This window comes from Palleronia sp. THAF1 (genome assembly GCF_009363795.1).
Lineage (GTDB): Bacteria > Pseudomonadota > Alphaproteobacteria > Rhodobacterales > Rhodobacteraceae > Palleronia.
The window spans coordinates 3,176,541-3,197,044 of sequence record NZ_CP045420.1; the positions used below are offsets into that span (position 1 = coordinate 3,176,541).

At 63.9% G+C, this 20,504-nt stretch carries 21 protein-coding genes; 5 read left to right on the forward strand and 16 right to left on the reverse strand.

Features of this window, described 5'->3' with window-relative positions:
* Positions 1 to 30: 30 nt before the first annotated feature.
* The 5 genes from infB to pip all read right to left on the reverse strand — a co-directional run bounded on the left by infB (position 31) and on the right by pip (position 6,599).
* Entirely contained in the window at positions 31 to 2,517 is a 2,487-nt protein-coding gene (gene infB, locus FIU81_RS15870; RefSeq protein WP_124110122.1) for a translation initiation factor IF-2, read from the reverse strand.
* Positions 2,517 to 3,233 (reverse strand): RNA-binding protein, encoded by a 717-nt coding sequence (locus tag FIU81_RS15875; RefSeq protein ID WP_124110121.1) that lies wholly within the window; start codon positions 3,231 to 3,233, stop codon positions 2,517 to 2,519. Before FIU81_RS15875 ends, infB begins: the two co-directional genes overlap by 1 nt.
* A complete protein-coding gene (gene nusA, locus FIU81_RS15880) occupies positions 3,230 to 4,840 on the reverse strand; it encodes a transcription termination factor NusA (RefSeq protein WP_124110120.1) in 1,611 nt (536 codons plus the stop codon). Before nusA ends, FIU81_RS15875 begins: the two co-directional genes overlap by 4 nt.
* Positions 4,841 to 4,845: 5 nt before the next feature.
* Positions 4,846 to 5,442 carry a ribosome maturation factor RimP gene (gene rimP / locus FIU81_RS15885; RefSeq protein WP_124110119.1) on the reverse strand — a complete coding sequence of 199 codons (597 nt, stop codon included), beginning with the start codon at positions 5,440 to 5,442 and terminating at the stop codon, positions 4,846 to 4,848.
* A 179-nt stretch (positions 5,443 to 5,621) separates the two neighbouring features.
* A complete protein-coding gene (gene pip, locus FIU81_RS15890) occupies positions 5,622 to 6,599 on the reverse strand; it encodes a prolyl aminopeptidase (RefSeq protein WP_124110118.1) in 978 nt (325 codons plus the stop codon).
* A 63-nt stretch (positions 6,600 to 6,662) separates the two neighbouring features.
* Between pip and ubiG the strand changes: the two genes are divergently transcribed.
* On the forward strand, positions 6,663 to 7,394 hold the full coding sequence (ubiG, locus tag FIU81_RS15895; RefSeq protein WP_254695945.1) for a bifunctional 2-polyprenyl-6-hydroxyphenol methylase/3-demethylubiquinol 3-O-methyltransferase UbiG: 732 nt from the start codon (positions 6,663 to 6,665) through the stop codon (positions 7,392 to 7,394).
* Here the strand turns inward: ubiG and FIU81_RS15900 are convergent.
* From FIU81_RS15900 to FIU81_RS15910, 3 genes are read right to left on the reverse strand one after another with little or no spacing between them, the layout of a single operon-like run.
* Complete coding sequence (locus tag FIU81_RS15900) at positions 7,384 to 8,202, reverse strand: carbon-nitrogen hydrolase family protein (protein WP_124110116.1); 819 nt, start codon at positions 8,200 to 8,202, stop codon at positions 7,384 to 7,386. The genes ubiG and FIU81_RS15900 overlap by 11 nt on opposite strands.
* The gene (gene grxC, locus FIU81_RS15905; RefSeq protein WP_124110115.1) at positions 8,199 to 8,453 is read right to left on the reverse strand and encodes a glutaredoxin 3; all 255 of its coding nucleotides are present in this window, start codon (positions 8,451 to 8,453) and stop codon (positions 8,199 to 8,201) included. The genes FIU81_RS15900 and grxC overlap by 4 nt, the downstream gene beginning before the upstream one ends.
* Positions 8,454 to 8,480: 27 nt before the next feature.
* Positions 8,481 to 9,203, reverse strand: a complete 723-nt coding sequence (locus tag FIU81_RS15910) for a ComF family protein (protein WP_124110114.1) — start codon at positions 9,201 to 9,203, stop codon at positions 8,481 to 8,483.
* A gap of 20 nt (positions 9,204 to 9,223) precedes the next feature.
* On the opposite strand from FIU81_RS15910, the gene FIU81_RS15915 reads away from it, so the two are divergent.
* Positions 9,224 to 10,069 (forward strand): SAM-dependent methyltransferase, encoded by an 846-nt coding sequence (locus FIU81_RS15915; RefSeq protein WP_124110113.1) that lies wholly within the window; start codon positions 9,224 to 9,226, stop codon positions 10,067 to 10,069.
* Between the two features lie 58 nt (positions 10,070 to 10,127).
* The gene (gene hemH / locus FIU81_RS15920) at positions 10,128 to 11,210 is read left to right on the forward strand and encodes a ferrochelatase (RefSeq protein WP_254695946.1); all 1,083 of its coding nucleotides are present in this window, start codon (positions 10,128 to 10,130) and stop codon (positions 11,208 to 11,210) included.
* An 82-nt stretch (positions 11,211 to 11,292) separates the two neighbouring features.
* Here hemH and FIU81_RS15925 read toward each other — a convergent pair whose 3' ends face one another.
* Complete coding sequence (locus tag FIU81_RS15925; RefSeq protein ID WP_124110112.1) at positions 11,293 to 11,475, reverse strand: hypothetical protein; 183 nt, start codon at positions 11,473 to 11,475, stop codon at positions 11,293 to 11,295.
* 150 nt (positions 11,476 to 11,625) lie between these two features.
* Positions 11,626 to 12,219 (reverse strand): L,D-transpeptidase, encoded by a 594-nt coding sequence (locus FIU81_RS15930; RefSeq protein WP_124110111.1) that lies wholly within the window; start codon positions 12,217 to 12,219, stop codon positions 11,626 to 11,628.
* 171 nt (positions 12,220 to 12,390) lie between these two features.
* Between FIU81_RS15930 and FIU81_RS15935 the strand changes: the two genes are divergently transcribed.
* Positions 12,391 to 12,963 (forward strand): CAP domain-containing protein, encoded by a 573-nt coding sequence (locus tag FIU81_RS15935; RefSeq protein WP_124110110.1) that lies wholly within the window; start codon positions 12,391 to 12,393, stop codon positions 12,961 to 12,963.
* Position 12,964: 1 nt separating this feature from the next.
* On the opposite strand, the gene FIU81_RS15940 is transcribed toward FIU81_RS15935, so the two are convergent.
* From FIU81_RS15940 to rfbC, 5 genes are all read right to left on the reverse strand, one after another.
* Positions 12,965 to 13,672 carry a L,D-transpeptidase family protein gene (locus tag FIU81_RS15940; RefSeq protein WP_124110109.1) on the reverse strand — a complete coding sequence of 236 codons (708 nt, stop codon included), beginning with the start codon at positions 13,670 to 13,672 and terminating at the stop codon, positions 12,965 to 12,967.
* Between the two features lie 114 nt (positions 13,673 to 13,786).
* The gene (gene rfbA / locus FIU81_RS15945) at positions 13,787 to 14,653 is read right to left on the reverse strand and encodes a glucose-1-phosphate thymidylyltransferase RfbA (protein WP_124110108.1); all 867 of its coding nucleotides are present in this window, start codon (positions 14,651 to 14,653) and stop codon (positions 13,787 to 13,789) included.
* On the reverse strand, positions 14,650 to 15,489 hold the full coding sequence (gene rfbD / locus FIU81_RS15950; RefSeq protein WP_124110107.1) for a dTDP-4-dehydrorhamnose reductase: 840 nt from the start codon (positions 15,487 to 15,489) through the stop codon (positions 14,650 to 14,652). The genes rfbA and rfbD overlap by 4 nt, the downstream gene beginning before the upstream one ends.
* On the reverse strand, positions 15,486 to 16,526 hold the full coding sequence (gene rfbB / locus FIU81_RS15955) for a dTDP-glucose 4,6-dehydratase (RefSeq protein WP_124110106.1): 1,041 nt from the start codon (positions 16,524 to 16,526) through the stop codon (positions 15,486 to 15,488). Before rfbB ends, rfbD begins: the two co-directional genes overlap by 4 nt.
* Positions 16,523 to 17,080: a dTDP-4-dehydrorhamnose 3,5-epimerase gene (gene rfbC / locus FIU81_RS15960; protein ID WP_124110105.1), complete on the reverse strand. Its 558-nt coding sequence runs from the start codon at positions 17,078 to 17,080 to the stop codon at positions 16,523 to 16,525. The genes rfbB and rfbC overlap by 4 nt, the downstream gene beginning before the upstream one ends.
* Positions 17,081 to 17,182: 102 nt before the next feature.
* On the opposite strand from rfbC, the gene FIU81_RS15965 reads away from it, so the two are divergent.
* Positions 17,183 to 20,188, forward strand: coding sequence for an error-prone DNA polymerase (locus tag FIU81_RS15965; RefSeq protein ID WP_124110104.1), 3,006 nt, complete (start codon positions 17,183 to 17,185; stop codon positions 20,186 to 20,188).
* Here FIU81_RS15965 and FIU81_RS15970 read toward each other — a convergent pair whose 3' ends face one another.
* Positions 20,189 to 20,494 carry an HNH endonuclease gene (locus FIU81_RS15970; protein ID WP_124110103.1) on the reverse strand — a complete coding sequence of 102 codons (306 nt, stop codon included), beginning with the start codon at positions 20,492 to 20,494 and terminating at the stop codon, positions 20,189 to 20,191.
* Positions 20,495 to 20,504: the final 10 nt, after the last annotated feature.

Below are 20,504 nucleotides of genomic sequence, written 5' to 3' on the forward strand. Positions count from 1 at the left end.
GCGGGCTTTTCCGTGTTCATGCTGGTCGGATCAGAGCGTCCGCTCGACCTCTTCGCGCTCGAAGATCTCAATGACGTCGCCTGCGCGGATGTCCTCGTAGTTCTCGAACGCCATGCCGCATTCCTGACCGGACGGCACGGATGCCACCTCGTCCTTGAAGCGCTTGAGCGTCTTGAGCGTGCCTTCGTGGATGACCACGTTCTCGCGCAGAAGACGCACGCCGGCGGACCGCTTGGCGGTGCCTTCGGTGATCAGGCAACCCGCGACGTTGCCGACCTTCGAGACCTTGAAGACCTCTTTGATCTCGGCGTAGCCGATGAAGTTCTCGCGCACTTCAGCCGACAGAAGGCCAGAGGCCGCCGCTTTCACGTCATCCACGAGGTCGTAGATCACGCTATAGTAGCGGATCTCCACGCCTTTCTGGTTCGCCGTCTGACGGGCAGACGCATTGGCGCGGACGTTGAAGCCAATGACCGGCGCGCCGGAGGCTTCGGCCAGACCCACGTCTGTTTCCGTGATTGCGCCCACGCCGTAATGCAAGACGCGCACACGGACTTCTTCGTTGCCGATCTTTTCCATCGCTTGAACGATAGCCTCGGCAGAACCTTGCACGTCGGCCTTCACAAGGATGGGCAGTTCGGCGACCGATTCGTCGGCCTTCGCCTTGTCCATCATCTGCTCAAGCGTGACGGCGGCACCGGCAGCGGCACGTTTGTCCTTGGCGGCGGACTGACGATACTCGGCGATTTCACGCGCCTGCGCTTCGGTCGCGACAACGTTCAACACGTCACCGGCCTCTGGCGTGCCGTTCAGGCCCAGCACCTCGACAGGAACGGACGGACCGGCTTCCTTGACGCGGGCGCCCTTGTCGTTCTCAAGCGCGCGGACTTTACCCCACTGCTCACCGACGACGAAGATATCGCCCTGACGCAGCGTGCCATTCTGGACCAGAACCGTGGCAACAGGTCCGCGGCCCACGTCCAACTTGGCCTCGATCACCGCACCTTGTGCCGGGCGGTCGGCGTTGGCCTTCAGCTCCAGCAGTTCGGATTGCAACGCGATGGCTTCCAACAGTTCGGGCAGGCCCTGACCAGTGGTGGCCGAGACTTCCACATCCTGAACGTCGCCCGACATCTTCTCGACGATAATTTCGTGCTGCAGAAGGTCGGTGCGCACCTTGTCGGGATTCGCCTCGTACTTGTCGATCTTGTTGATCGCCACGATCATCGGGACCTTGGCGGCCTTGGCGTGATTGATCGCTTCGATCGTCTGCGGCATGACCGCGTCGTCCGCGGCAACCACCAGCACCACGATATCCGTCACCTGCGCACCGCGCGAGCGCATCGAGGTGAAGGCCGCGTGGCCCGGCGTATCCAAGAACGTCAGCGCAGAGCCGCCATCGGTTTCCACCTGATAGGCACCGATGTGCTGCGTGATGCCACCGGCTTCTCCATGCACGACGCGCGCCTTGCGGATCGCATCGAGGATGGACGTCTTGCCGTGGTCGACGTGGCCCATGATCGTGACGATGGGCGCACGGGGCTTCAGATCCTTGGGATCGTCCTGCACCTGTTCAATGACCTGCTCGACGTCCGCGTCCGAGACACGCTGCACCTTGTGGCCGAATTCTTCGATGATCAGCTCCGCCGTGTCTTGGTCGATGGTTTGCGTCTGCGTCACCATCATGCCGTTGTTCATCAGCGCCTTGACGACGGCTGCAACACGTTCGGACATACGGTTTGCCAGCTCGGAGACGGTGATCGCCTCTGGCAACTGGACGGTGCGTGTGACCTTTTCGCGATCCTGGCTCTCGCCCATCGCTTTGCGGCGCGCGCGCTCCTGCTGCCGCTTCATCGACGCCATGGACCGCTGACGGCCGCCTTCGCCACCGCGCAGCGCCTGGCTGACGGTCAGCTTGCCGGACCGGCGCTTGTCGCCGGTGTCGCCCTTGGGCTTCGCGCGGTCGGCTTCGCGGGTGTCGGTTTCCTTGCGGGCCGGGGTCGTACGGGCGGGGCCGCGTGCTTCCTTGGCTTGCGCGGCGGCAGGGTCGGCAGCCGGAGCGGGAGGCGCGTTCTTCGCGGCCTGCTCATCGGCCAGACGGCGCGCGTCTTCCTCGGCCTTGGCTTTCAGCGCCTCTTCGCGCTCTTTCTCTTCGCGTTCCTTCGCCTCGATCTCGGCGCGGCGACGCTCACGCTCTGCGGCGCGGGCCTTCTCTTCGGCCTCACGCGCGGCGGCCTCTTCGACCTCACGCGATTTCGCTGCCTGAAGCGCCTTCATGCGGCGTTCCAACTCGGCATCGGTGATGCCTGCGGGGCGTTTCTTCGGATCGCCGCCGACCGGCGCGGCAGAGCCGCCCTCGGGCTTCGCCCCGGTGGGCTTCGGCATCACCACGCGCTTGCGCTTGGTTTCGACCACGACGCTTTTGGTCCGCCCGTGGCTGAAGCTCTGCTTTACAGAGCCAGACCGGGGGCCGGAGCCGCGAACACCGAGGGTTTTCTTGCCGTCACTATCACTCATCAGGTCGTCTTTACCTTTCCGGCGTCATCGTCGTCGCCATATTCCGTCCGAGGCCCCTTGGCCACGTCCGTTGCGGGCGGTTCGGCCGCCGCAGTGTCCATCGACGGCCCATCTGCCGCCTGTTCAGAGATGCGAACGCCCGAAAGCCGCACTGCATCGTCCCTGAAATCTTCAGCGAGTCTGCCTGCGGCAAGCGCTGCATGTATCACACGTTCCCGACCGAAGGACAAACCCAATTCATCCGCCGTCAGTATGTCAAAAAAGCTGCCGCGACCGCCGGGCTTGTACAGCTTCGACTTGCCGCGTTCCGACCCGTCAGAGGCCTGCAACAAGATCCGGCACTGGTCCTTGTCGAGCCAGTCCTTCACCTTCTCGAAGCCGGCCACTGCACGGCCCGCCTTGCGCGCCATGCCCAACCGGTCGGTGCATCGCTTGGCGAGCGCGGCTTCCACCGCGTTCACCAGCCCATCGGGCACGCCGACCTGTTTTTTCGCGCCACGAGAGAACAACCGCTTTTTCACGGCTTCTTCCAGCACAGCGCGTTCGGCCGACACATACATGCCCCGACCCGGCAGTTTCGACGCAAGATCGGGATAGACCATGTCATCGGGGCCCGTAACGAAGCGGATCAGCCCCCGCTTGGGGCTGACCTCGCCTGTAACAAGGCATTTGCGCTCGGGATTGAACGGCGCTGGTTTCGGCTTGCCGCGGGTCAGGCTTGTACCTCTTCCTCTTCGACGGTTTCGTCTTCATCGACTTCCAGATCGGCGGGATCGACCCAGCCCAACTGGATACGCGCGGTCATGACCATGGCCTGCGCTTCTTCCAGATCGACGCCGTGGGGCTCTAGCAAGCCGTCATCCTTCTTGCGTTCGCCATTCTCTGTGGTCCAGCCACCGGCCAGTTCCCAGTCGGCGCAGGTGGCGAAATCTTCCAGCGTCTTCACGCCATCTTCCGCCAACGCCTGGATCATCTGGGGAGTAAGCCCCTCGAATGCAACCAGGCTATCCTCGACACCCAACTCACGGGCGCGATCCAGCGCGGCCTTGTTCTTGGCCTCGATGATGTCGCGGGCACGGGCCTGCAACTCGCCGGCCGTGTCGTCATCCACACCGTCGATGACCGTCAGCTCGTCGATCTCGACATAGGCGACTTCTTCGAGGTTGGTGAAGCCTTCGGACACCAGAAGCTGCGCGAAGAATTCATCCAGATCCAGCGTGTCCATGAACAGCTTGGTGCGCGTCTCGAACTCGGCCTGACGACGCGCGGATTCCTCTTCTTCGGTCATGATGTCGATATCGAGGCCCGTCAGCTGGCTGGCCAGGCGCACGTTCTGACCGCGACGGCCGATGGCAAGCGACAGCTGCTCTTCCGGCACCACGACTTCGATGCGCTCGGCGTCTTCGTCCAGAACGACCTTGCTGACTTCGGCGGGCTGAAGCGCGTTCACCAGGAACGTCGGCAGGTCTTCGTTCCACGGGATGATGTCGATCTTCTCGCCTTGCAGCTCGTTCACGACGGCCTGCACGCGGGAACCGCGCATACCGACGCAGGCGCCCACGGGATCGATGGAGTTGTCGTAGGAAATCACGCCGATCTTGGCGCGCGAACCGGGGTCACGGGCGACGGCCTTGATCTCGATGATGCCCTCGTAGATTTCGGGCACTTCCATCTTGAACAGCTCGGCCATGAACTCGGGCGCGGTGCGCGACAGGAAGATCTGCGGGCCGCGCGGCTCGCGGCGCACATCCTTGATGTAGACGCGGATGCGGTCGTTGGGGCGATACGCCTCGCGACCGATCTTCTCGTTGCGGCGCAGCACGCCCTCGCCGGGGTTCAGGTCGACGATGATGTTGCCATATTCCTCGCGCTTGACCGCGACGTTGATGATCGTCCCGATGCGGTCCTTAAACTCTTCGAATTGCTTGTCGCGCTCGGCTTCGCGCACCTTCTGCAAGATGACCTGCTTGGCGGATTGCGCGGCGATGCGACCCATTTCCACGGGGGGCACTTCCTCGACCAGCGTGTCACCGACGGAGGGATCGTCTAGATACTGTTTGGCCGTCTCGACCGTCATCTCGGCTTGGTAGTTTTCCAGCTCTTCGTCTTCGACCACGGTGCGGACGCGCGTGAAGGTCGCGCGGCCCGTCTTGCGGTCGATGGACACGCGGATGTCCATCTCGGACCCGTAGCGCGACTTGGCGGCGCGGGCGAGGCTCTCTTCCATGGCCTCGACCACAAGGCCGGGGTCGATCTGCTTCTCTCGGGCGACCGCTTCGGCGGTCTGAAGAAGCTCAAGCTGGTTGGCAGAGGTGATGGCCATGCCGGTCAGTCCTTCTGTTCGGGAAGACGCGCGTCGTCTTCGCTGTCGATGATTGTTTCAACTTCGTCGAATTGGGTCTCGTCGATCTCGCCCTTGTCCTTGCGGGCGCGCAGAACGTCGCGGATCAAGTCGTCGGTTAGCACCAGTTTCGCGTCCGACAGCCAGTCGAACTGCAGGCCGATGGTGCCTTCCTCGATCTCGATCAGCACTTCGCTGCCTTCGGTGCCCGCCAGTTCGCCTTTGAAGCGGCGGCGACCGTCGATCATGTTCTCGGTCTCGATCTTGGCGGTGTAACCCTGCCAAGCGTCGAAGTCCTTGAGCCGCGTCAGGGGCCGGTCGATGCCGGGACTGGAGACTTCCAGGTTATAGGCTTCCTCAATCGGGTCTTCCACGTCCAGGTGCGCCGAAATCGCGGTGGATATCGTGGCGCAGTCATCCACTTCGATCCCGCCGTCGGGCTTGTCGGCCATGACCTGTATGCTGGGTGTCTTGCCGCCCTGATAGCGCACGCGGACAAGCTCGAATCCCAACCCCTCGATCACGGGGGTGATGACTTCCGCCAGGCGGCGGTCGATGCTGGCTTTGGCGATCAGGTCCGACATGAAGATCCTACAAGGGTCATATATAAGTCCGACGGCATGCATATCCGTCGCGTGGGCACAAAAAAACGGGCCAGCGGCCCGTTTCGGAAGTCCGGTGGGTTCCGGGTGTGGACCCCGAAGCCGCGCTGTTGAGGATCAGATACGGGTCCGCCCGTCAATTTGCAAGAGGGACCGCGGTGCTAGGCGCTCGCTCGCCCGAAGCGGTCGGTCTCTGCCACCAATGCGGCGCTGATCCCCGGTTCGCTTAAGGCATGGCCTGCGCGCGGCACCATCTTCAGCGTGGACTTTGGCCATGCGCGGTGCAGCGCATCGGCAGAGATGGGCGGGCAGATCATGTCGTAGCGGCCCTGCACGATCAGACCGGTGATCCCCGCCAGACGGTCGGCTTGGGCAAGGATCTGGCCGTCGTGTTCCAGAAAGCCCTTGTTCGTGAAGTAGTGATTTTCCAAGCGGGCGAAGGCGCGCGCGTACTCCGCCGGGCTGTCTCCGCCGGGGCCGTCGTTGTCGATTGAGGCCAGCGTGTTCTCCCATAACGTCCAGACCCGTGCGAAGCGCGTTTCCGTCATCATGTCGCCGCTGAACAGCCGTCGGTGGTAGGCGGCGATCAGGTCATCGCGCTCATCCTCAGGGATCATCGTCTCGAACCGGCGCCACAGATCAGGCCAGAAGCGACCGGCGCCGCCCGCGTAGAACCAGTCGAGCTCGGCCTGCGTCAGCAGGAACACGCCACGAAGGATCAGGTGCAGCGTACGGTCTGGATGCGCCTCGGCGTAGATCAACGCCAGCGTCGCGCCCCAAGAGCCGCCGAAGACAGCCCATTTGTCGATTCCCAAGGTCTCGCGAATCAACTCGATGTCGCGCACAAGATGCCACGTCGTGTTGTCGGTCACGCTGGCGTGGGGGCGCGACCGCCCGCAGCCGCGCTGGTCGAACAGAACGATGCGGTAGATCGCGGGATCGAAGTAGCGGCGCATCGACGGTGAACACCCGCCGCCCGGTCCGCCATGCAGCACAACGACGGGCAGACCGTCCGGATTGCCGCATTGTTCCACGTAGACCGTATGCCCATCGCCAACCGAAAGCATCCGCTGATCGAACGGGTCGATCCTCGGATACAGATACGATGCCGCGCTCTTTTGCCCTGCCGCCTTGTCCATGGCAGGGCTATATAGCCGAACGTCCCTTTCATGCGAGGGGGTCGGACAGAAAAGGAGCGCCGCATGTCATCTGTCGATGCTGCCGAAATCCAGAAGTTCGCCGCCATGGCGCAGGACTGGTGGGACCCGCAGGGCACCGCCAAGCCATTGCATATGCTAAACCCGTGTCGGTTGGACTACATCACGCGCCAGATCGCGGCAGAGTTCGATCGCGACTTGACTGGGCCGGAACCGTTCGCCGGTCTGCGCATCGCTGACATCGGTTGCGGTGGGGGGCTGATCTGCGAACCGCTGGCGCGTCTTGGTGCCGATGTGACCGGGGTCGATGCCGCCGAAGAGAATATCGCGGTGGCAGCGCTGCATGCAGAACAGCAAGGGTTGCGTATCGACTACCGCGCAACAACGGCAGAGGCTTTGGCAGCGGACGGCGCGCAATTCGACGTTGTGCTCGCGCTGGAGATTGTCGAGCACGTTGCCGCTCCGCCCGCGTTCCTGCAGACCTGCGCCGACCTACTGGCCCCCGGCGGTGTCGCCATTACCTCTACCCTGAACCGCACCGGCAAAAGCTTCGCTTTGGGGATCATCGGGGCGGAATGGGTTATGAGGTGGCTGCCGAAGGGCACGCATGACTGGAACCGGTTCGTCACGCCGGACGAGATGAAGCAGATGCTGGAAGGCGCTGGTCTGCACTGCGTGGACCGCATGGGCATGGTGTTCGATCCCCTGCGCTGGAGCTGGTCGCTGAACCCGCGCGATCTGTCTGTCAACTATATCGCGACGGCGCTTAAAGCCTGAAATCTTGGTCGTAGGTCAGGCTGGGGATCTTGGCACGCGCCTCGGCCACGGCGGCCAGATTAAGGTCCAGTACGGCCACGCCCGGCTCGGTCCCCATGTCGCACAGCACTTCCCCCCAAGGAGAGACGGCCATCGCGTGGCCCCATGTGTCTCGTGCGCGATCCGTCGAGGTGGGGTGGCGCCCGGTTTGGGCGGGGGCCAGAACGAAGCAGCCGGTCTCTATCGCACGGGCGCGCAGCAAAGTTTCCCAGTGGGCGGCCCCGGTGGTGGGTGAGAAGGCAGAGGGCACAGTCAGTATATCGGCCCCGGCCTGCGCGAGCTGGCGGTAGAGGTGCGGGAAACGGATGTCGTAACAGATCGTCATGCCAAGCTTCGCTTTGGGCAGATCGGCCAAGACGGCTTTGTTTCCCGGCGCGTAGGCGGCTGATTCGCGATACGTCTCGGTTTCCGAGACGGCTACGTCGAACATATGGATCTTGTCGTAGTGCGCGACGATGTTGTCGTCCGGTGCAATCAAGAACGAGCGGTTCACGAATCGCGCGCCTTCGACCAGCGCCAGCGATCCGATCAGCAGCCAGATGCCTAGCGTCTGCGCTTCGGCGCGCAGGGCGGCGAGCGTAATGTCATCCGCTTGCGTCTGCAGGACCGCGCGTTGCCGATCACGGTCGGCAGAGACGCTGTTCGTCACCTCGGGCGTCAGCACGAAACCGGCCCCCTGCGCCGCAGCCTGCCGCACGAACGCAAGCGTTACGGGCAGGTTGGCGGCGGGGTCGTCAGAGGCGGTCAATTGGACCAGCCCAATCTTCACGTCAGCAACGCGTCCAGCTTGCCGTCACGCTCTAGCTTGGCAAGGTCATCGTAACCGCCGATGTGGGCGTCATCGATGAAGATCTGCGGCACGGTGTGACTGCCGTTCGCGCGGGTCATCATCTTTTGGCGCAGGTCCGCATCGCGGGACACGTCGGTCTCTGCGAAGGATACGTCCTTGGTTTTCAGCAACCGCTTGGCGGCGTGGCAGTAGCCGCACAGGGGCGAGGTGTAGATTTCGACGGTGGCCATAAGCGTCTCCTTTTGGGTCCGCTGCACCTAGGGTGTCTTGACCACGCGCGCCAGTGCCAGCACCCGAACGTCGCGCGCGCCGGCCTGCCAAGCGGCCTCTGTCGCGGCGGCGAAGGTGGCGCCGGATGTCATAACGTCGTCGATCAGAACGACGTTTCGGTCCTTTAACACCTTCCCATGTCGCAAGCAGGGGCGGATCGCGCCGTCGAGGTCGGCGAAGCGGGCGCGGCGGTCCACATGCTTGTGCGGTTTCGTGGCGCGGACGCGCACCAAGGCGCGCAGCGCAATGTCGTGCCCGGTAACGCGCCGCAGCGCGCGGGTCAGGATCGCGGCCTGATCGAACCGGCGCTTGATGCGGCGGGTCCAGTGGCTGGGCACCGGCACCAGCAGGGGATCGTCGGGCCACAGCGCGGCACCGGCCTTTGCCATCCACCGCGCGGCGGGTGGGGCAAGGTCCAGCCGGTCGGAATGCTTGAGGCGCAGCACCATGTCCCGCGCACGGCCATCATAGGCGAGAGCGGCACGCCCCTTGGTCCAGGGTCGGGCGATGGTCAGGCAATCGTCACAGCGCAAATCCTCGGCCGCTTCCCCGTCCAGCGCGGTGCCGCACAGATCGCACAGGCACGCGCCGATGAACGGCGTCTCGCGCCAGCAGGGGCCGCACAGCGCGCCCGTGGTTTCCGTTTCCGCGTCGCACATCGCGCAGGTGGGCGGATAGATCGCGTCGAAGGTCGATTGCCAGAGTCCCATGTCGCCCCTACCTGCGGAGGATGACCACCGCGCCAAAACTGACCGACCGCATCGCCCTGACGCTGCATCGCGCCCGCACCCAACAGGACGCGCTCTTCCTGCACGAACTGGCTGCCGATCAGCTGCAGGATAGGCTGGGAATGGTTAAAAAGCGGTTTACCGACGTCGCGATCGTGACGGGGCATCCGCAGACCTGGGCTGACCGCTTTCCGAACGCGAAGATCGTGCCTGATACACCTACGCTGACGCTGGAGGTCGGCGCGCATGATCTGTTGATCCACGCGATGGCGCTGCACTGGGCCGACGATCCCGTAGGGCAGGTCATCCAATGCCGTCGTGCATTGCGGCCTGATGGGCTGTTCCTGTCGGTCTCTCCTGGCGGGCAGACCTTGGCCGAGTTGCGCGCGGTGCTGGCGCAGGCGGAAGCGAACGTCGCCGGTGGCCTGTCCCCGCGCGTCGCCCCGATGATGGACCTGCGCGATGCGGGTGCGCTGTTGCAGCGCGCTGGTCTTGCGCTGCCTGTCGCCGATGCCGAGCGGTTTACCGTCACTTACGCCGACTCCCCATCGCTGATGCGCGAACTGCGCGCGATGGGCGAAGGCAACGCGCTTCACGCCCGTGATCGGCGCATTCCGCCGCGCGCGTTGTTCGCCGAGGCGGCCCGCCTATATGCACAGCACCATCCCGCCGCGGACGATCCCGCGCGCATTCAGGCAACGGTTGAACTGATCCATTTGTCGGGCTGGGCGCCCGATGACAGCCAGCCCAAACCCCTGCGTCCCGGTTCTGCCAGTGCGCGGCTGGCGGATGCGCTGGGCACCACCGAACTGCGGCCAAGCGACAATTCGTCCGGGCCGGAAGATTGACGAAGGCGGGCAATCCGCTATCCCCACGCTTTGTAGCGGGGCCGAGAGGAAGACGATCATGCTGGACGCGAAATCCGACACGCCGATGTTCACCGCAGACGATGCGGTCTGTCCAGTTCACGCCAAGCCCGACCACCCGGCGATCCCGCCCGCGCGAATCGGCATCCTGGTCGCGAACCTCGGTACGCCGGACAACTACGACTACTGGTCGATGCGCCGTTATCTGAACGAGTTTCTGTCGGACAAGCGCGTCATCGACTATTCACCGTTCATCTGGCAGCCGCTGTTGCAGGGCGTGATCTTGACGAAGCGGCCGTTCTCATCCGGTGCGGCCTACAAGTCGATCTGGAACGAAGAGCAGGGCGAAAGCCCGTTGATGACGATCACCAAGGCGCAGACAGAAAAGCTGCGCGACGTTCTGGTGAAGCGTTACGGCGCCGACGTGCGGGTGGATTTCTGCATGCGTTACGGCAACCCGTCCACCAAGTCGAAGGTCGAAGAGATGATCCGCGACGGGTGCCAGAAGATCCTGTTTTTTCCGCTGTATCCCCAATACGCCGGGGCGACGGTCGCCACCGCGAACGATCAGTTCTTCCGCGCGCTGATGGATGCCAAGTGGCAGCCCGCCAGCCGCACCGTGCCGCCCTATTTCGACCGCCCCAGCTACATCGACGCTTTGGCGCAATCGATCGAGCGGGCTTACGGCGCGATGGACACGAAGCCCGACGTACTGGTTTGCTCGTACCATGGCGTGCCGCAGCGCTATCTGATGGAGGGCGATCCCTATCACTGTCAGTGCCAGAAAACGACGCGCCTGCTGAAAGAGCGGTTGGGCTGGGACGACACACGAATCACCACGACCTTCCAAAGCCGATTCGGCCCTGAAGAATGGTTGCAGCCTTATACGGTTGAAGAGGTCGCGCGGCTTGCCGAGCAGGGGAAGAAGAACATTGCCGTTTGCGCGCCCGCGTTCTCTGCCGACTGCATCGAGACGCTGGAAGAGATTAACGAAGAGATCCGCGAAAGCTTCGAGGAAGCGGGTGGCGAGCGGTTCACCTACATCCCGTGTCTGAACGACGACGACGCGCATATAGCCGCGCTGGAAGAGGTCATCGCAGAAAATCTGAGCGGCTGGATCTGATCCGGCTCAGGTCGCGATCAACCATAGAAAAAGGGCGGCCAGAGTGATCTGGCCGCCCTTTCGATTTCGGAATGAACCGAAATTAGTCGGAGATGGCGACGGCGGCCACTACTGCCAGAAGCAGCAGCGGAACGACGATACCAGCCGACGAGGACGAGGATTCTTCCACGACCACGGCGGGTTCCATCATGGGCTCGACCATACCGCCAGCGAAAGCGCCGGTGGAAGCAACGGTCAGAGCAGCAGCGAGAGCGATCTTCTTCATGTCAAACTCCAAATTAGCCTAGTGCCTATGGATTAGTGAGGCGGCAGCAGGCACCCATAGATACTGTACCTCGACCGTGGTTTAAGCACCAACGGCCACAGCAAGCAAATGCGCGCCGATCACGCACAGTTCCAAGGAACGTGAAGTTTGTTAAATTAGCAACACTTGAGTGCCCGTCGTCGTCAGGGCGTAAAGCTCTTGGATGTGCTCGTTATACAGGCCGATGCAGCCGTTAGAGGACCTGCGCCCGATCTTTCGCGTGTCCTGCGTGCCGTGAATCCGGTAGAACTGCCACGACAGATACAATGCGTGCGTTCCAAGCGGATTGTCCGGGCCGGGGCCGATGAAGTCGGGCCATTCCGGATTGCGCTCTTTCATCGCCGGGGTCGGGGCCCAGCTGGGGCCTTCGACCTTGCGAATCACCTCTGTCCGGCCCTTGCGGGTCAGATCGTCGGTCTGGGGCACGCTGGTCGGGTACAGTTTGTAGACCGACGCATCGTCGTTCCAGTAGTGCAACGCCCGGCTGGAGATGTCGCACAGGATCGCGCCGTTGGTCGTGTTCTCGAAATACGGACGCCAGTCCAACGTCCGGAAGCTGGACGCATTGCGGCGCGTCTGTCCCTGAACGGGCGCGCGATACTCGGTAGAGTTCTGCTGCGCGATCGCGGGCGCGGCCAAAACGGTCGCGGCGGTGCCGGACAGGAAGAAACGGCGATTGACGCCACGGGTCTTGTTATCGGTCATAGAGCTGCCTTTGGGAAAACGTGTTTCCGTTTTGATCGTAATATAGCGATTTGGCCGGCACCGCGCAAATCACGCAAGCGTGGTCTTGCTTATGTCTACTGTGGGCAAAGATTGAACCGCTTAGGCAATGTCGCTAAGCCCTTGGCGATCCGAACCGGAGCGCTGCCGCCCATGATCCGTCCCGTCCTTGTTTCTGCTGTCGTCCTTGGCCTTGCCGCCTGTGGCGGGCCTGCTGTTGGTCCGACTACTCCGGCGATGGCGCCGGGTGGGCAGCAGGTTTATCGCATCCAGCCGGGCACCGAGGATGCGGTGCAGTTGCGGTTCCTCGATGGCATGAACGCGCTGCGGCAGGCCGCCGGCGCGCCGCCAGTGGCCTTCAACGCTTCGCTCAACGCCGCCGCCGCGACCCACGCCCGCGATATGAGCGTGCAGAACCGTCCGTGGCATTTCGGTTCCGACGGCTCGTCGCCGCTCGATCGCGTGCGGCGCGTGGGGTACGGTGGGCGCCTGCTGGGCGAAAACATCAGCGAGACGTTCGAGACAGAGCTTGAGACGCTCGCCGCTTGGATGGAAACGCCGGAGACGCGCACGATCATCACCGATCCTCAGGCGACCGACCTGGGCTTTTCCTGGTTCCAAGAGGCGTCGGGCAAGATCTGGTGGACGATGGTGACGGGCAATCGCAGCGCCGCGGCGATCAACAACGCGGCGACAGCCGCCGTCGCGCCACCCGCCGGTCGCTGATCTACTGAGCGTCAGCCACGGGCGTCGCCGCTAGCGGCGCGCCGTCCGGTCCCAAAGAAAGTACCGGCAACTGATCCATGGGCATCACGTCGCTTGGTGCGGGCGACGGCGGCGCGACCTGCGCGTCGGGCGCGGGTGTCGGCTGGACCACTACGGCATCGCCTGCCGCCAATTCAGCGGCAGGGGCGGCTACGACGACGGGCTTCTGAGCATAGATGCTGATCGGCGTCCCGTTCTGAACCATGGCGTAGATATCCTCGATCTCGCGATCCGTCACGGCGATGCAGCCCCATGTCCAATCCCTGGGAGCACCCTTCTGGTAGCGCGGCCCACGTCCGTGAATGAAGATGTCGCCACCTGTCGGCTTGCCTAGCGCCTTTGCTTCGGCGCGATCCTCGTCATTCGGGTAAGAGACGCCGATCGACAGGTGGTAGCGGCTGTTCGGATTGCGCCGGTCGATCAGGTAATCGCCTTCCGGCGTGCGTCCGTCGCCTTCGATCTTCTTGTCGCCCTCTGGCGCGAAACCCAGCCCGATGTCGTAGCTTTCAAGCACCCGATTATGGTGCAGCAGATACATCTCTCGTTCCGCCTTGTAGACGACGACGCGCGTGACCTGCGGGCCATCATAGGTGCGGAACTTCGACTTCTGACCGCAAGCGGACAGCGCCAGAAGCGAGATCAGAATGACAAACGCGCGTATCGGGGACATGGATGTGCTCGTGGTTTGGGATTCGGGCCCTTGGTTGCGCCCGCGATACCGTCCGCCGCTGTCCCTTGCGAGGAAAAATCAAGCGGCTGGGCGGTGTGTCGCCGCCTGTGATCGTCACAAGGCCTGCAAATAACGCCCGTATTCGGTCTTTTCGAACATCTTTGCGCGCGCCATCAACTCTTCGCGAGTGATCCATCCCTGCCTATAGCCGACCTCTTCCGGGCTGCCGGACTGCAATCCCTGCCGATCCGTCAGGGTGCGCACGAAGTTCCCCGCATCGAGCAGCGACGCATGGGTGCCGGTGTCCAGCCAGGCATAGCCTCGACCCATCTGCTCGACCTGCAACGCACCATCGGTACGGTAGCTTTCCAGAAGGGTGACGATCTCCAGTTCTCCCCGTTCGGACGGTGTGACGGCGCGCGCGCGCTCGGGGGCGGTGCCGTCGAGGAAGTAGAGCCCCGTGATCGCGAAGTTGGATGGGGGGGTGCTTGGTTTCTCGACGATTTCGGTCACGTTGCCATCCTGATCAAAGCCCACAACGCCGTACCGTTCCGGATCGGCGACGTGGTAGCCAAAGACCGTCCCGCCTTTGGCGCGTTGATCTGCCGCTGCCAGCATTTCCGGCAGGCCGTGACCGAAGAAGATGTTGTCGCCCAGCACCATCGCAGAGGGCGCGCCGCTCAGAAAACCCTCGGCCAGCAGGTAGGCCTGCGCCAGACCGTCGGGAGAGGGCTGTTCGATATACGTCAGCGACACGCCCCACTGCGCGCCGTTGCCCAAGGTGCGCTGGAACTGGTCGCGGTCCTGCGGGGTGGTGATGACGGCAATGTCGCGAATGCCCGCCAGCATCAGGACCGTCAACGGATAGTAGATCATCGGCTTGTCGTAGATCGGCAGCAGCTGCTTCGACACGCCCATGGTGATCGGAAACAGACGGCTGCCGGTGCCGCCTGCAAGAATGATGCCCTTGCGTTGGGTCATGTGGTGTCCTTCAGGATGGCGGGGAGGGCGTCGCGCCAATCGGGGCGCGGCAGGCCGAATGTGGTTTCGGTGGTCGAGCAGTCGAGCCGCGAGTTCAGCGGGCGCTGCGCAGGTGTCGGGTACTCGGTGGTTGGTATGCCGGTGACGTTGGTGCGTCTCCCGGCTTCGGCGAAGATCGTGCGCGCGAAGTCCGCCCAGGACACATCCGGCGCGCCGGTGAAGTGGTAGGTGCCGCTACGGCGCGGGTCTGCGATCAGCGCCTCGGCGATGGTCAGGCAGGCCGTAGCGATGGCTTTTGCCGGGGTCGGCCCGCCGATCTGATCGTCAACGATGTTCAGCGTGTCGCGGGTCTCGCTTAGCCGCAGCATGGTCTTCACGAAATTGGAACCATGAGCAGAGAAGACCCAGGATGTGCGCAGGAGTGCGTAGGTCCCGCCTGCGGTTCGCACCGCATCCTCTCCGGTCAATTTCGTACAGCCGTATACGTTCAATGGTCCGGTGGGTGCATTTGATGGGAACGGCCGGTCGCCGCTGCCATCAAAGACGTAATCGGTCGACAGGTGCACCAGCGGCGCGCCGAGCTCGGCACAGGTGGTCGCAATGACTGCAGGAGCCTTGGCGTTGACGATTCGCGCGGTGTCGGCGTCGGTCTCTGCCGCATCGACCGCCGTGTAGGCGGCCGCGTTGATGACGGCGGCAGGCATACGGGTTCGGATGGCGGCGGCGCAGGCGGCGGGGTCGGTCAGGTCGGCTTGGTCGCGGCCAAGGCAGAGCGTGTCCGGGAGTTTGCCCAGTTCCGTCGCTACCTGCCCCGTGCGTCCGAAAACAAGGATCATCCGCCTGCTCCCAACCGCATGCCGAGGCCTTCGCGGGATTGCAGGGCGCGCCACCAGTCCTCGTTCGCAAGATACCAGTCCACTGTGCGCTCCAACCCCTCCTCCAGCGTTACCGAGGGCGTCCATCCCAGCTCATCCCGGATGCGCGACGCGTCGATGGCGTAGCGCGCGTCATGGCCGGGGCGGTCGGCAACGAAGGTGATCTGGTCGGCGTAGGGCTGTGCGGCGGGCCGCTTGGCATCGAGGATCGCGCAGAGCGACCGCACCAGATCGAGGTTCGAGCGTTCGTTGTGCCCGCCGATATTGTAGCTACGCCCTACCGCTCCCTTTTCCAGCACCAGCAAAAGTGCTGTGGCGTGGTCTTCCACATACAGCCAGTCGCGCACGTTCGCGCCTTGCCCGTAGATCGGCAGCGGTTTGCCCGCGAGCGCGTTCAGAATGACCACCGGGATCAGCTTTTCGGGGAAGTGGTAGGGGCCGTAGTTGTTCGAGCAGTTCGTCAGCAGGACCGGCAGCCCGTAGGTCTCATGCCACGCGCGCACCAGATGGTCCGAACTGGCCTTGGACGCCGAATAGGGGCTGCGCGGGTCGTAGGGTGTGCTTTCCGTGAACAGACCCGTTGGGCCGAGCGAGCCGAACACCTCGTCGGTAGACACGTGGTGAAAGCGAAAGCTGTCGGGTTTGCCTTTGGTGGTCCAATGGGCGCGGGCAGCTTCAAGCAGTGTGTAAGTTCCGGTCACATTGGTGTCGATGAACGCGCCGGGCCCGTCGATGGATCGATCCACATGGCTTTCGGCGGCAAGGTGCAAGACGGCGTCTGGGGTATGCTGCGCGAAGATGCGGTCCAGCGCCGCGCGGTCGCGGATGTCGGCGTGCTCGAAGTTGTATTCCGGCGCATCCGCCACGCTCGCTACGTTGTCGAGACACGCCGCATAGGTCAGCGCATCAAGGTTCACGACCTCATGCCCCTGCGCCACGGCCAGCCGCACGACCGCCGATCCGATGAAACCCGCGCCGCCTGTGACAAGGATCTTCATGGCGAACCGAAGGGGCTGGTGAAATCGCCCAATCCGGAGGCGGCGGCATCCTTGTCAGAGATCACAGGCGTCACGTCCATCGGCCACTCGATCCCGATCGCGGGGTCGTTCCACAACAGCGCGCCCTCGGTCTCGGGTGCGTAGGTGTCCGAACACTTGTAGACGATTTCAGTGGCGGATTGCAGCGTCATGAAGCCGTGGGCGAAGCCTGCCGGGATCAGCAGTTGCCGCCCGTTCTCGAACGATAGTTCCGCGCCGAACCATTGCCCGTATGTGTCGCTGTCCCGCCGGATGTCTACTGCCACGTCGAACAGCGCGCCACGCCCGCAGCGCACCAGCTTGGCCTGAGCGCGGGGCGGGGCTTGGAAATGCAGGCCGCGCACGGTGCCCGCTTGCGCCGACAGCGAGTGGTTGTCCTGCACGAACATGGTGTCGATCCCCGCCGCCGCGAACGCAGGCGCAGAGTAGGTTTCAGCGAAGAATCCCCGGTGATCGCCATGGCGCTTGGGCGTGATCAGAAGCACGCCTGAAAGGGGGGTAGGGTCGATCTGCATGTCTGTCCCGGTCTGTCTTTGCCCATGGGTAAGGCGGCAAAGCGCGCGCGAACACCCTTTTTCGCGACTCCACATAAGAACAAAAATAGAACATGCTGGGGTATGTCGAATCGCCCCGATACCGTCGAGCTGTCGATCACCTCGAACTTCACGTTCCTCACGGGTGCCTCGCACCCCGAGGAATACGTGGATCGGGCGGCTTTACTGGGGATCAAGGCCATTGCGGTGGCGGATGAGAACTCTGTCGCCGGGATCGTGCGGGCCTTCGTGCGCATCAAGGAACTGCGGCGGCAGGTAGCGACGCGGCTGGCGTCTGATCCCATCGGGCCGCCGTGCCCCGCGCATCTCTCCGCTGGTCCGAGTGCTGACGTGACGACGGTGCCTCGCTTGGTGCCGGGCGCACGGATCGTTACGGATCAGGGGTTTGCAGTCACTTACCTGCCCCGTGATCGCACCGCGTGGGGGCGCTTGTCGCGGCTTCTGACGCTGGGGCGGCGGCGGGCGAAGAAAGGTGAGTGTGCGCTGCGCCTGCCCGATCTGATCGAATGGGGCGAGGGTGCAGAGCTGCTGATCCACCCCGGCGGCCCGCCCGATTGGCAAAAGCAGGCCGCTCGGCTGATCGCGGCGCATCCCGGCCAGTGCAGCCTTGTTCTGTCGCCCCGCTACGACGGCGAAGACCCTGCGCGGTTCGACCGGACCACCCGCATCGCCGCCGATCTGGGCGTGCCGACGGTGGCCAGTGGACGGCCCGTCATGCACCACGGCAGCCGCCGCCGCTTGGCCGATGTGCTGACCGCAATCCGCACCGGCACGCGTGTCGATGCGCTGGGGCGGGCGGCGCTGGCGAACGCCGAACAGCGGCTGCGCGGGCCGTATGAACTGCGTCGGCTTTTCGCTGGGCATCCCTCGGCCCTTGAACGCGCGGCGCTGGTGGCCGCGCGCTGCACTTTCTGCCTGAGCGAGCTGCGCTACGAATACCCTTCCGAGGCGACGGAAAGCGAGACCGCAGACCAGCGCCTTGAACGGCTCGCGCGCGAGGGGCTGAAGTGGCGCTATCCCAGCGGCGCGCCCGAGCATGTGCGCACGCTTCTGGCGCACGAACTCGATCTGATCGCCAAGCTGAATTACGCGCCCTACTTCCTGACTGTGAACGACATCGTCGCCTTCGCGCGGTCTCGTAACATCCTGTGCCAAGGGCGCGGGTCGGCGGCGAACTCGGTGGTGTGCTACTGCCTGGGCGTCACCTCCGTCAGCCCCGAGATCGGCACCATGGTGTTCGAACGCTTCGTGTCAGAGGCGCGGGACGAGCCGCCCGATATCGACGTGGATTTCGAACACGAGCGTCGGGAAGAAGTGATCCAGCACATCTATGAACGCTACGGTCGCCACCGTGCGGGTCTGTGCGCGACGGTCATCCACTATCGTGGCAAGCGTGCGATCCGGGAAGTGGGCCGCGCGATGGGGCTGTCCGACGATACGCTGGCGGCGCTGTCGTCGCAGCTTTGGGGGTTCTTCGGCGTCAACGGGCTAGAGACGCACCGCATGGCCGAGATCGGGCTGGACAGTGCCGACCCGCGCCTGCGCCAGACGATGGACCTGATCTTCCAGATCATCGGCTTCCCGCGCCACCTGTCCCAGCACGTCGGCGGCTTCGTCATCACCGAAGGGCGGCTGGACGAGTTGGTGCCCGTGGAAAACGCCAGCATGGAAGATCGCACCATCATCTGCTGGGACAAGGACGACATCGACGCGCTGGGTATCCTGAAGGTGGATGTTCTGGCACTGGGGATGCTGACCTGCCTGCGCAAGGCGTTCGACTTGATCGAGCGGCACCACCGGCTGGACTACACGCTGGCCACCCTGCCGCCCGAATGCCCGGAAACCTATACGATGCTAAGCCGGGCGGATTCGCTGGGGGTGTTCCAAGTGGAAAGCCGGGCGCAGATGAACTTCCTGCCGCGGATGAAGCCCAAGACCTTCTATGACTTGGTGATTGAGGTCGCCATCATCCGTCCCGGTCCTATTCAGGGCGACATGCTGCACCCCTACCTGCGTCGGCGTGAGGGGAAGGAGCAGGTGACGTTCCCCTCGGACGCGCTGGGCCGGGTGCTGGGCAAGACGCTGGGGGTGCCGCTGTTTCAGGAACAGGCGATGCAGATCGCGATCATCGGGGCGGGCTTCAGCCCGGATGAAGCCGACCGTCTGCGCCGCGCACTGGCGACGTTCAAGAAGCTGGGCAACATCAGTGAATTCCGCAACCGGTTCCTCAAGGGGATGGCCGACAACGGCTATGAGGCCGAGTTCGCCGAACGCTGCTTCGCTCAGATCGAGGGGTTTGGATCGTATGGCTTCCCCGAAAGTCACGCCGCGAGCTTCGCGCTGCTGGTCTATGCGTCCGCGTGGATCAAGCGGCACCACCCCGGCATCTTCGCCTGTTCCCTGCTGAACGCGCAGCCCATGGGGTTCTACGCGCCCGCGCAGATCGTGCGGGATGCGCGCGAACACGGGGTCGAGGTGCGGCCCGTATCCATTCAGGACAGCTATTGGGACAACGTGATGGAGCCCGACGGGCGCGGCGGCCTCGCCCTGCGGCTGGGGTTCCGGCAGATCAAGGCGCTTTCGGAAGACGAGGGCAACTGGATCGCTGCCGCCCGCGCCAACGGCTATCCGGGGGTGGAAGACGTGTGGCGTCGGGCGGGCGTGTCGCCCAAGGCGTTGCGCATATTGGCCGAAGCCGACGCTTTCGCGCCCTTGGGCCTGTCGCGCCGTGACGCGATCTGGGCTGCGAAGGCGCTGGGCGGTGTGAAGCCCTTGCCCTTGTTTGGTGGGGATATCGACGGGGAGGGCATCGTGGAACCCGCCGCTTTGCTGCCCGAGATGACGGCGGGGGAAGAGGTGGTCGAGGATTACGTCTCCATGCGTTTGTCGCTGCGCGCCCACCCCATGAGCTTCCTGCGCGCGCGGCTGACGCCGGGAATGGGCCGCGTGCCGACAGGGCCGGTGGCCGAAGGACGGCGGTTCACGGAAGCGCGCGGCCTGATCCGGTCAGAGGCCTGGGCCAAGGACGACGAGAGCGGTGGGCTGAAGTGCGTTAGCGTGCGCGAGTAGTCAGCGCTTGGACTTGCGCGGACCCTTCGGGATTTTGGAGCGGAAGGCGGGCGGACGTTTCGACACCCGGACTACGAACTTCTCTAAGCGGGGATGCGTGCGCAGCGCATCCAGCGTGTTGAAATTGCGCGCAAGCTCAGCCTCGGTCAACGTGGCGTGAATTTCCGAGTGGCAGATCTGATGGAGCAAAACGGTGGGACCACTCTTACCACCGCGCAGCTTCGGAATCAGGTGATGCAGGCTTTGCGGCACGCCCGACGGGATGGGGCGATGGCACAGGCCGCAGATCGGATCGGTGTCTTGCATTGGATGAAGA